The 10,101-nt window shown below is 72.9% G+C and carries 10 protein-coding genes; 1 reads left to right on the top strand and 9 read right to left on the bottom strand.

Annotated features, from left to right (window positions below; translation table 11 throughout):
* The 6 genes from NS184_RS10680 to NS184_RS10655 form a co-directional block, all read right to left on the bottom strand.
* A partial coding sequence (locus NS184_RS10680) for a calcium:proton antiporter (RefSeq protein ID WP_058726100.1) occupies window positions 1-791 on the bottom strand: 791 nt, incomplete at its 3' end.
* The gene (locus NS184_RS10675) at window positions 788-1,828 is read right to left on the bottom strand and encodes a sulfate/molybdate ABC transporter ATP-binding protein (protein WP_058726099.1); all 1,041 of its coding nucleotides are present in this window, start codon (window positions 1,826-1,828) and stop codon (window positions 788-790) included. The genes NS184_RS10675 and NS184_RS10680, both read right to left, overlap by 4 nt.
* Window positions 1,825-2,607 carry an ABC transporter permease gene (locus NS184_RS10670; protein WP_058726098.1) on the bottom strand — a complete coding sequence of 261 codons (783 nt, stop codon included), beginning with the start codon at window positions 2,605-2,607 and terminating at the stop codon, window positions 1,825-1,827. Before NS184_RS10670 ends, NS184_RS10675 begins: the two co-directional genes overlap by 4 nt.
* 3 nt (window positions 2,608-2,610) lie before the next feature.
* Window positions 2,611-3,408: a molybdate ABC transporter substrate-binding protein gene (gene modA / locus NS184_RS10665; RefSeq protein WP_058726097.1), complete on the bottom strand. Its 798-nt coding sequence runs from the start codon at window positions 3,406-3,408 to the stop codon at window positions 2,611-2,613.
* Window positions 3,405-4,505, bottom strand: coding sequence for a HesA/MoeB/ThiF family protein (locus NS184_RS10660; protein WP_058726096.1), 1,101 nt, complete (start codon window positions 4,503-4,505; stop codon window positions 3,405-3,407). Before NS184_RS10660 ends, modA begins: the two co-directional genes overlap by 4 nt.
* Window positions 4,502-4,921 (bottom strand): TOBE domain-containing protein, encoded by a 420-nt coding sequence (locus tag NS184_RS10655; RefSeq protein ID WP_058726095.1) that lies wholly within the window; start codon window positions 4,919-4,921, stop codon window positions 4,502-4,504. The genes NS184_RS10660 and NS184_RS10655 overlap by 4 nt, the downstream gene beginning before the upstream one ends.
* Before the next feature lie 109 nt (window positions 4,922-5,030).
* Between NS184_RS10655 and NS184_RS10650 the strand changes: the two genes are divergently transcribed.
* Window positions 5,031-6,668: a glycosyltransferase family 39 protein gene (locus NS184_RS10650; protein WP_193750448.1), complete on the top strand. Its 1,638-nt coding sequence runs from the start codon at window positions 5,031-5,033 to the stop codon at window positions 6,666-6,668.
* A gap of 39 nt (window positions 6,669-6,707) precedes the next feature.
* On the opposite strand, the gene NS184_RS10645 is transcribed toward NS184_RS10650, so the two are convergent.
* From NS184_RS10645 to NS184_RS10635, 3 genes are all read right to left on the bottom strand, one after another.
* Window positions 6,708-7,640, bottom strand: coding sequence for a 4-(cytidine 5'-diphospho)-2-C-methyl-D-erythritol kinase (locus NS184_RS10645; protein ID WP_058726093.1), 933 nt, complete (start codon window positions 7,638-7,640; stop codon window positions 6,708-6,710).
* 81 nt (window positions 7,641-7,721) lie between these two features.
* Window positions 7,722-9,026 (bottom strand): O-acetylhomoserine aminocarboxypropyltransferase/cysteine synthase family protein, encoded by a 1,305-nt coding sequence (locus NS184_RS10640; protein WP_058726092.1) that lies wholly within the window; start codon window positions 9,024-9,026, stop codon window positions 7,722-7,724.
* Entirely contained in the window at window positions 9,026-10,078 is a 1,053-nt protein-coding gene (locus NS184_RS10635; protein WP_058726091.1) for an LLM class flavin-dependent oxidoreductase, read from the bottom strand. Before NS184_RS10635 ends, NS184_RS10640 begins: the two co-directional genes overlap by 1 nt.
* Window positions 10,079-10,101: the final 23 nt, after the last annotated feature.

The following is a 10,101-nucleotide window of genomic DNA, read 5'->3' as shown; positions in this document are numbered from 1 at the left end:
AGGGCGATCACCACACCGACGAACGACGGCGGGAAGCCGACCGCGGCCACGCCGGCCTCGATCGCGGGTGACTCCACCTTCGCCAGACCGACGACGGCGACGAGCGCGAGGAGCAGCAGCCCGAGCGACACCAGCGTCTGCCGACCGGTCGGGGTCGCCGCGTGCACGGTCTCGTCGTCCGGCGTGGCCCGGGTTCCCGGACCCACCGGCAGGAAGAAGTCCCGGTGCGCGATCGTCTGGGTGAAGACGAACAGCCCGTAGAGCGCGAGGGACGCGATCGCCACGAAGACGAGCTGCACGCCGGTGAAGGAGGCGTTGTCCGTCCCCGTGGTGAACGTCGGCAGGACGAGCGTCAGCACCGCCAGCGCCGCGACCGTCGTCGTCGCCGCGGAGGCACCCTCCTGGTTGAACCGGACGGTGTGGTGCCGGATCGTCCCGATGAGGATCGCCAGCCCGACGAGCCCGTTCATCGTGATCATCACCGCGGAGAAGACCGTGTCGCGGGCGAGCGTCTCGGCCTTCGCCCCGCCCGAGCTCGACAGCGCGATGATGAGCGCGACCTCGATGATCGTGACGGCGACCGCGAGCACGAGTGACCCGAACGGCTCCCCCACCCGGTGCGCGACGACCTCCGCGTGGTGCACCGCGGCGAGCACCGTCCCCGCGAGCACCACGGCGACGAGGACGACGACCACCGTGCCGAGGTGGTGCCGGCCGAAGGTCAGCGCCAGGACGACCGCCGCGACGACGGGTACCGCGACGGGCCAGGCCTTGCCGATCCAGGAGGTCATCCGACGATCCTCCCACCGTCCGGCTCGTAGACCACCACCTCGTCGGCGGGGACGCGGATCCGACAGGTGTCGCCGACAGCGAGTCCGAGTGCCGCGAACCGCGTCAGCGTCACGTCCACGACGAGGTCACCGGCCCGCACCCGGACGAGGCCGTCCCGCGGCTCGACGGCGTCGAGGCGACGCCCGGCTCCGTCGTCGTCCCGCGTGAGCAGCGCGGCTGTCGGGTGGTAGGCGGCGAGGGCGGACCGGCCGGGAGGCACGGCGTGCGCCGGCGACGCCAGCTCACCGCCGTCGGCGGTCACCATCCCACCGGTGGTCGCCCGCCCGGGGACCGTCACCAGGCCGGAGAACCGAGCGGCGAAGGCGCTGCGTGGTCGTCCGAGGACCTCGTCAGGGGTGCCCTCGTCCACGACGCGGCCGGCCTCGACCACGACGACCCGGTGTGCGAGGCCCATCACCTCCACGGGGTCGTGGGACACGAGCAGTGTCGGGCGTCCGGTGGCCGCGGTGGCGAGGGCCGTGCGGACCTCCTGCCGGGCGGCGACGTCGAGCGCCGAGGTCGGCTCGTCGAGGAGCAGCAGCACTGGATCCGTGGCGAGTGCCCGGGCGACAGCGATGCGCTGGGCCTGTCCGCCCGACAGCGTCCCCGGCGCCCGGTCTGCCAGCGCGAGCGCACCGACGGCGGCCAGCGCGTCGCGGGCGTGACCACGGGCCTCCCGGCCGGAGGCGCCGACCGCTCGCGGTCCGAAGGCGACGTTCGCGAGGACGGAGCGGTGGGGGAAGAGGTCGGGGCGCTGCGCGACCAGCCCGATCCGCCGGCGGTGGGTCGGGACGGTCCGGCGGTCGTCCGACAGCGTGCGGCCGTCGAGGACCACCGTGCCGCGGTCGGGACGGACGAGCCCGGCGAGGACGTCGACGACGGTGGACTTGCCGGCGCCGTTCGGACCGATGAGCGCGACGCACTCGTCGGTGCCGACGTCGAGCGCGACGTCGACGTCCCGGGCGCGGACGACGACCTGTGCGCTGAGGCCGCTCACCTGAGCACGCTCCGGCCCCGCAGCGAGGACACGCCGATGACCACGACCGCGACCACGACGAGCACGAGCGAGAGCGCGACCGCGGTGTCCGGGTCGATCTCGCGCTGCAGGTAGATCTCGAGCGGGAGGGTCCGCGTCACGCCCTGCAGACTGCCGGCGAAGGTCAGGGTGGCGCCGAACTCGCCGAGGGCCCGGGCGAAGCAGAGGACGAGCCCCGCGGTGATGCCCGGGAGGATCCGCGGCGTGGTGACGGTCAGGAAGGTGCGGGTGGGGCTCGCGCCGAGGGTCGCCGCCACACGCTCGTACCGGTCGCCGCCGACGCGGAGCGCACCCTCGATCGAGGACACCAGGAACGGCATCGACACGAAGGTCTGCGCGATGACGACCGCGGACGTCGTGAAGGCGATCCGCAGTCCGTGGTCGTCGAGGAACGCGCCGACCGGTCCCAGCCTGCCGAACGCCGCGAGGAGCGCCAGGCCGCCGACGACGGGCGGCAGGACGAGCGGCAGGAGCACCACGGCACGGGCCACCCCGGTCCACCGCGACGTCGACCGGGCGAAGACCACGGCGAGCGGGTAGCCGACCACGAAGGCGATGCCGGTCGTCGCGGCGGCGGTGCCGAGGCTCAGTCCGAGGGCGGCGCGGGAAGCGGGCGAGGTGACGAGTGCGACGAACGACCCCCAGTCGACGCGACCGACCATCGCGAGGACGGGCACGACGACGAACAGACCGCCGAGCACCGCCGGGACCGGGAGCCACCACGGGAGGGGACGGCGCATCGGTCAGGGCTTCCCGAAGCCGGCGTCGGCGAGCACCTCCTGGCCGGCGTCGGACAGGACGTACGCGGTGAACGCCCTCGCGAGCGCTGGGTCCGTCGACTCCTCGAGCACGCCGATCGGGTAGGTGTTCACCGCCCTCGACGCCTCGTCGAACCGGACACCGTCGACCTTGCCGTCCGCACCCGCGACGTCGGTGACGTACACGAGCCCGGCGTCCGCCTGCCCCGACTCCACCTTGCCGAGGACGTCCGTCACGGACTGCTCCTCGCTCACCGGTCGGAGGTCGACCCCGGCGGCCCGTTCGACCTTCGCGGTCGCGGCGCCGCACGGCACGGGTGCGGCGCAGGTGACGACCTGCAGTCCGGCGCGGGTGAGGTCGTCGAGGCCGGTGACGTGCTCCGGGTTGCCGGGGGCGACGGCGATCTCGAGGGTGTTCGTCGCGAAGTCCCTCGGCCAGCCCGCGGCCACATCGGTCCCCGCGATCTTGTCCATGTTGGCCTCGTCCGCCGAGGCGAACACGTCCGCGGGGGCGCCGTTGCGGATCTGCGTGACGAGGTCGCTCGACCCGGCGAACGAGAACCGGATCGCGGTGCCGGGGTGCGCGTGCTCGAATCGGTCGCCGAGCGTGGTGAAGGTCTGCTGGAGCGAGGCGGCGGCGAAGACCGTGATCGAGCCGGTGAGCGCGCCGGACGACGACGCGGAGTCCGTCGCCGTGCGTGTGCCCTGCGTGGAGCACCCTGCGAGCGCGAGGGCGGCGATGATGCCGGTGGTCACGGCTGTCGTCCGCAGGAGCGTCTTCACTCCGTCATCGTAGCCGCACCTGCGTCTGACTCCACCGTCGGCTGTCCCTCGGCCGACCAGGCGGCGATCCCACCGTCGAGGACGACCACCGGGCGGTCGAGCGTGCGCGCGTAGGCGGTGGCCCGTCGTCCGCTCGCGCAGACGGCGACCACGGTGCGGCCGTCGGGTCGCAGCGCCTCGGGCGTGGTGCTGCCGGCGATGATCCCGGTCGCGCGCTCCTCGGGCGTGCGGACGTCCACGAGGACGAACCTCGCGGCACCGGCACCGGCACCGGCACCGGCACCGGCTCGGAGCGCCTCGGCACCGAGGGCCGCGGCGAGCGCCGAGGGTGCGATGGTCTCCGGCTCCGTGTCCGCGGCCGGCGCCGGCCGCCGCGAGTCCGGTCCGCGCCGCAGGGGGCTCTCGGTCCACCGCCACCGCCGGGCGTCGACCGTGAGCACCCGGCCGAGGAGCGGCTCACCGAGTCCGGCGACGAGGGCGGTCACCTGCGCGGCCATCACCGAGCCGACAGCACCGCAGAGGGCGGGCAGGACGCCGTCCAGCGCACACGAACCCTCGTCGGGCAGGACGTCGGGGTGCAGGTCGTGGAAGTCGACCGGGTCCACGCCGGCATCGTGGAAGACCGAGACCTGGCCGTCGTAGCCGAGGACCGTCCCCCAGACGAACGGGATCCCGTGGGAGGCGCACGCGTCGGACACGGAACGGGTGACGACGACGCTGTCGGCGGCGTCCACCACGACGTCGTGTCCGGCCACCTGCTCCGGCGCGAACGCCGCGGGGAGCGCGACCACCTCGAGCGACGGGTCGACCGCACGCAGGCGCTCCGCAGCGACCTCGGCCTTCGGGCGTCCGACGTCGGCGAGGCCGAACAGGACCTGCCGGGCGAGGTTCGACGGGTCGACGACGTCGTGGTCGACGACCGTCAGCCGGCGGAGGCCCGCTCCGGCGAGGTACTGCAGCACGGGGGCGCCGAGGCCACCCGCCCCGACGACGAGGACGCTGGCGTCGCCGAGTGCGGCGAGTGCGCGCTCGCCGGCACCCTCCAGCGCTGCCGTGCGGGAGGTCAGGGCCCGGCGGGCGTCCACGGGCGCGGTCACTCGCGACCCGCCTCGGAGTGCGGCTCCGGGACCTCGACGGACACCATGGTGGCCTTCACCGACGCGACCGCGACGGAGCCGATCTCGAGTCCGAGGTCGCGTGCGGCCTCGGCGCTCATCAGCGACACGACCCGGTGTCGACCGCTCTGCAGCTCGACCTGGGCCATCACCCCGTCGAGCACCAGGTCGGTCACGATCCCGACGAAGCGGTTGCGCGCCGAGCTCCGGACACCCGAGGGGTCGCCGAGCTGCGCGCCCCGCTGTCGGGCGTGCTCGGCGAGCTCGCGACCGTCGACCACCGCACGGCCGGCATCGTCGTCGTGACGGGTGAACGTCCCACCGTCGACGAGCCGTCGCACGGTGTCGTCGCTCACCCCGAGGTACGTCGCCGCGTCGCGGATCCGGAGCATCGTCATGGTGCCTGACGATAGTCCGTGCTGCAGCACGGAACCGGCATGCGAACTCTCAGTGGACGGCACGGTGCACCCCGGCACTCGCCCAGGCCGCGCGGATACGGTGCAGGACGTGAGTTCCCCCCGTACCGACACCATCAGTGTGCAGCCAGGCCTGTCCACGGCCTCGGTGCGGGAGCGTCTGCGGGCGGTGCCGAGCGGCGTACGCGTCGCCGTCGTCCGGACGCCTGAGCTCACGGTCGGCGCCCTCGGGGCCCTCGTGGCCGCTGCCTTCGCCTGGGTCCCGTCGCTCTGGTACGACGAAGCCGCCACCGTCACGAGCGCTCAGCGCACATGGCCGCAGCTCTGGGCCGAACTGCACAACGTCGATGCGGTGCACGGGCTCTACTACGCGCTCATGCACGCGTGGTTCTGGCTCGTGGGGTACACACCGTTCACGCTCCGCTTCCCGAGCGCCCTCGCCATCGGTGTCGCCGCAGGACTCGTGGTCGCGCTCGGACGTCGTCTCGGCGGTCGGCGGTTCGGCATCGCTGCTGGGCTGGTCTTCCTCGCACTCCCCCGCGTGCAGTGGGCGGGCAGCGAAGGGCGCTCGTACGCGACCATCACGACCTTCGCGGTGTGCCTGACGCTCGTCGGGCTCACCGCCGTTCGGCGCTCCCGGTCGGGCCGGAGTCTGCACTGGTGGCTGGCGTACGGCCTCCTCGCCGTCGTGGCGATCACCTTCAACGTCTACCTGGCCCTCGCGGTCGTGGCGCACGGCGCGACCTTCCTGTGGACCATGCTCGCCGACCGCCGCGCTCGGAGCGGCGACCGCAGCCTCCGCGCCCTCGCTCCCGGCGGGTCGCTGCTGCGCTGGGCGATCGTCTCGGTCGTCGTCCTCATCGCGGTCACGCCGTTCGTGGCCGCCGTCGCGAGCCAGTCGAAGCAGGTCGCGTGGCTCGGCCCGATCAACGACCGCACGTTCCCGCAGGTGTTCTCGACAGCGTGGTTCGGCGGCGTCGAGGTGTACGCCGCCGTCGCGTGGGCGCTCATGGTCCTCGGAGTGACCTCGGCACTTACCGCGGCGCACCGCTCGTCGCCGACGGTCCGGTCACTCTTCCGCGCGCAGGCCGTCCGGGTCGCACTCCCCCTCGTCGTCCTCCCGACGCTCGCACTGCTCCTCGCGACCGCGATGGGCCGTCACCTGTACACGCCGAAGTACGCAACGCTGAGCCTGCCGTTCGTGGCGCTCCTCATCGCGCTCGGCATCACGGTCATCCGGAAGCGTGCGCTGCTCGCCGCGGCGCTCGTCGCCGTGCTCGTCCTGTCCGTCCCGACGTCCGTGCTGGTGAAGCTCCCCCGGTCGAAGCAGGACTCCACGTGGTCCGTGGCCGCCTCGATCATCGCCTCCGAGCGCTCGCAGCAGCGCGACAGTGACGAGGGGGTCGTGTTCGGCAGCGTCTACGGCCACCCCGGGACGACCGCCGACATCATCCGGCAGGCCTACCCGAACGCGTTCGCCGGCATGACCGACCTGGCGGTGCGCAAGGACGGCGCGGCCTCCGGGGTCCTCTGGGACCAGAACGGTGACCTCTCCTCGACGATCCCGAGCCGACTCGGCGACATCGACACCGTGTGGTTCGTCGGCGGGACCGTCAAGGCGCGGAACATCGAGCCCGAGACCACGCAGGTCCTCGCGGAGCACGGCTTCACCGCCGTGCACCGCTGGAAGACCGGCACCGTGGTGCTCACGGAGTACCGGCGCTCCTGAGCAGGACGGGCCGGCCACCGCACGACAGCGCGCCTGCTGTCAGTGCACGACGCGGGCGCCGTGCACCGGTCCCGCGGCACGGACGGCGACGAGCCCGGCGGCACTGAGCTCCACCTGCACCTCGAGCGCGGCGTCGCGGTCGGCGACGAGGAACGCCACCGTCGGCCCGCTGCCGGAGACGAGTCCCGCGAGCGCCCCGGCCTTCTCACCGATCTCGAGCGTCTCCGCGAGCGAGGGCTGCAGTCGCATCGCCGGGGCCTGGAGGTCGTTGTGCAGACAGTCCGCCAGCAGGCCGGGATCTCCCGCGCGGAGGGCCTGGAGCACGTTGGCCTCGACCACCGGGGTCGTCGGCGCCGGAGCGATGTCGGCCCGGTAGCGCTCCCGGTGCTCGTCGAGCGCTCGGTACACGGCGGGCGTCGAGAGTCCGGAGTCGCTCAGCGCCAGCACCCACCGGAACTCGCCCTTCGCGAGCGCCGGGCTGAGCTCGTCGCCGCGGCCGGTGCCGACCGCGGTCCCACCGGCGAAGGCGAACGGGACGTCCGCGCCGAGCTGCGCGGCGAGCCGGAGGAGTTCGTCGCGACCGAGCGCCGTTCCCCAGAGTGTGTCGACCGCGAGCAGGGTGGCCGCGGCGTCCGCCGATCCCCCGCCCATCCCGCCCGCGACGGGGACGTGCTTCTCGATCGTCAGCCGGACCCCGCCGCGGTGACCGGAGGCGTCCGCGACGAGCCGGGCCGCCCGGATCGCGAGGTTCGACTCGTCCGTGGGGACCGCCGAGGTGTCGATCGGTCCCGTGAAGGAGACCGAGAAGTCCTCGGCCGGCTCGGCGATCACGTCCTCGTAGAGCGACACCGCCTGGTACGCCGTCGCGACGTCGTGGTAGCCGTCGTCCTGCAGCGCACCGACGGACAGGAACACGTTGATCTTGCCGGGGGCGCGCGTCCGCACGCGGGTCGGTGCGGCCAACGAGGTCATGGCTCCAACCTATCCCGCAGCCGGAGCACGTTCCTGCGCGTGACGGACGAGCCGTCGGCAGCAGCTCCGACTGGCCGTCGGCTACGACCGCGCTGCGGCGAACCCTCGTTCGAGGTCGGCGAGGACGTCGTCGATGTGCTCGAGCCCGATCGACAGGCGGATGAGCCCCTCGCCGACGCCGGCGGCTGCACGCTCCGACGGCGTCATCTGGACGTGCGTGGTGGACGCCGGGTGCACGACGAGCGACCGGACGTCGCCGATGTTCGAGACGTGGTCGAACAGCTCGAGGGCACCGACGAACCGGCGACCGGCCTCGAGCCCGCCGTCGAGGTCGAACGCGAGCACGGCGGACGGCCCCTTCGGCACGTAGCGCTGCGCCAGCGCGTGCCACGGCGACGAGGGCAGTCCGGCGTAGTGCACCCCGAGGACCTGGTCGTGCGCGTCGAGCCAGGACGCGACGGCGGCGGCGTTCGCCACATGCCGCTCCATCCGCAGCGACAGCGTCTGGATGCCCTGCAGCACCAGGAAGGCGTTGAACGGTGCGATCGCGGGACCGAGGTCCGCGGAGAGCTTCGAGCGGGTGCGCTGGATGAAGGCCCGCGGCCCGAACTTCGTCGCGAAGTCCGTCCCGGCGAACCCGGAGTGCTCGACGCTGGTCAGCTGCGGGTACTTGTCCGGGTACGCCGCCCAGTCGAAGTTCCCCGAGTCGACGATGAGCCCGGCGATCGCGCTGCCGTGCCCGGCGAGGTACTTCGTCGCCGAGTGCACGACGATGTCCGCACCGTGCTCGATCGGGCGGACGAGCCACGGCGTCGCGATGGTGTTGTCGACGATGAGCGGCACCCCGGCCTCGTGCGCGACACCGGCGACACCCGCGAAGTCGAGCACGTCGCCGCGCGGGTTCGGGATCGACTCCCCGAAGAACGCCCGCGTCTCGGGACGGACGGCCGCCGCCCACTCGGACAGGTCGGTCGGGTCCTGCACGAACGTGAACGTGATCCCGAGGTCGCGGAGCGTCGACGCGAAGAGCGTGTACGTCGCGCCGTACAGCGAGGCGCTCGACACGACGTGGTCTCCGGCGCGGGCGACGCCGAGCACCGCGAGGGACGTGGCGGCCTGCCCCGAGGCCAGTGCGAGCGCACCGATACCGCCCTCGAGGTCCGCGATGCGGCGTTCGAGCGCGGCAGCCGACGGGTTGTTCACCCGGGAGTACGTGTGCCCCGGGGCGTCGAGCAGGAAGCGCGCGGCGGCGTCCTCACCGGACGGGTACACGAACGCGGCGCTCTGCGCGATCGGCGGCACGTTCGCGCCCCAGCCGGGGTCGGCCTTGAACCCCGCACGGATCTGCCGGGTCTCGAAGGCCCAGTCGTCCTCGACGGCAGCCATCAGGCGCCGACCCCGGACGGCACCGGCACGGACGGGCGGACGAGCGGGATGACCTGCTCGCCGAAGCGCTCCATCTCCTCCAGCTGCGGCGAGAACTGCAGGAGCAGCGTGTCGACGCCGGCGTCCTCGAACGCGCGGATGCGGGCGGCGACCTGCTCAGGGGTACCGACGAAGCCGGGTCGGAGCCCGCGGTTCGACACCGAGTAGTCCTCGAGCGACGGCACGTGCTCGAGCTGCGACTTCGAGATGAAGTCCTGGTAGGACTCGTAGGCCTTCCCGTGCTGCACGTCGGTGATGCGCGCGAGCTCGGCCTGCGCCTCCGCCTCGGTGTCGCGGACGACGACGTACGCCGCCATCCCGAACGCCTCGAACGGGTCGAGCCCGGCGTCCTCACGGCGGCGGCGCATCTCGGCGATCTTCGTCCGGAGTTCCTCGACCGTGCCGCCGTGCGTGACGTACGCATCGGCGTAGCCCGTGATCGCGGCCTTGCCCGCCTCACTCTCGCCACCCGCGTAGATGCGCGGGGTGACGCGGGGCTTCGGTTCCAGGTGCGCGTTCTCGACGTCGTAGTACTCCCCGTGGAACGAGTAGGGGGTCTCGCGCCAGAGGCCCTTCATGACCTCGACGAACTCCGCCGTGCGCTTGTACCGGTCGTCGTGCTCCGAGAAGATCCCGCCGTACTGCTTGGCCTCCTCGGCCCACCAGGCGCTCACCACGTTGAAGGTGAACCGGCCGCCCGAGATGTCGTCGATGGTCGCCGCCTGCTTCGCGGTGACGGCCGGCAGGTGGTAGCCGGGCCGCATCGCAGCCATGATCTCGAGCCGTTCGGTCGTCGCCGCGATCGCGGCCGCGAGCGCCCACGCCTCGAGCGACGGCGCGGCCGTCCCCTTGATGTCGTTGAGGTTCAGCTCCGGCACGAGCGTCAGGTCGAAGCCGATGCGCTCGGCTCGCTGCGCGAGCCGCTTCACGTAGTCGAAGGTGACGGGCATGTCCTCGTCCTCGACGTTGCGCAGCCAGCCGCCGAAGAGCGGGGTCCAGTATCCGAATCGCACGGGGTGGGTTCCTTGGGTGGTGA

This window comes from Curtobacterium luteum (genome assembly GCF_001475545.1).
Lineage (GTDB): Bacteria > Actinomycetota > Actinomycetes > Actinomycetales > Microbacteriaceae > Curtobacterium > Curtobacterium luteum_A.
This window is presented reverse-complemented; position numbering and strand designations above follow the sequence as displayed.

Excerpts from the sequence above, each read along its gene's own strand:
- NS184_RS10655 (WP_058726095.1), bottom strand. The coding sequence starts at position 4,921 with ATGACGATGCTCCGGATCCGCGACGCGGCGACGTACCTCGGGGTGAGC.
- NS184_RS10670 (WP_058726098.1), bottom strand. The coding sequence starts at position 2,607 with ATGCGCCGTCCCCTCCCGTGGTGGCTCCCGGTCCCGGCGGTGCTCGGC.
- NS184_RS10640 (WP_058726092.1), bottom strand. The coding sequence starts at position 9,026 with ATGGCTGCCGTCGAGGACGACTGGGCCTTCGAGACCCGGCAGATCCGT.
- NS184_RS10645 (WP_058726093.1), bottom strand. The coding sequence starts at position 7,640 with ATGACCTCGTTGGCCGCACCGACCCGCGTGCGGACGCGCGCCCCCGGC.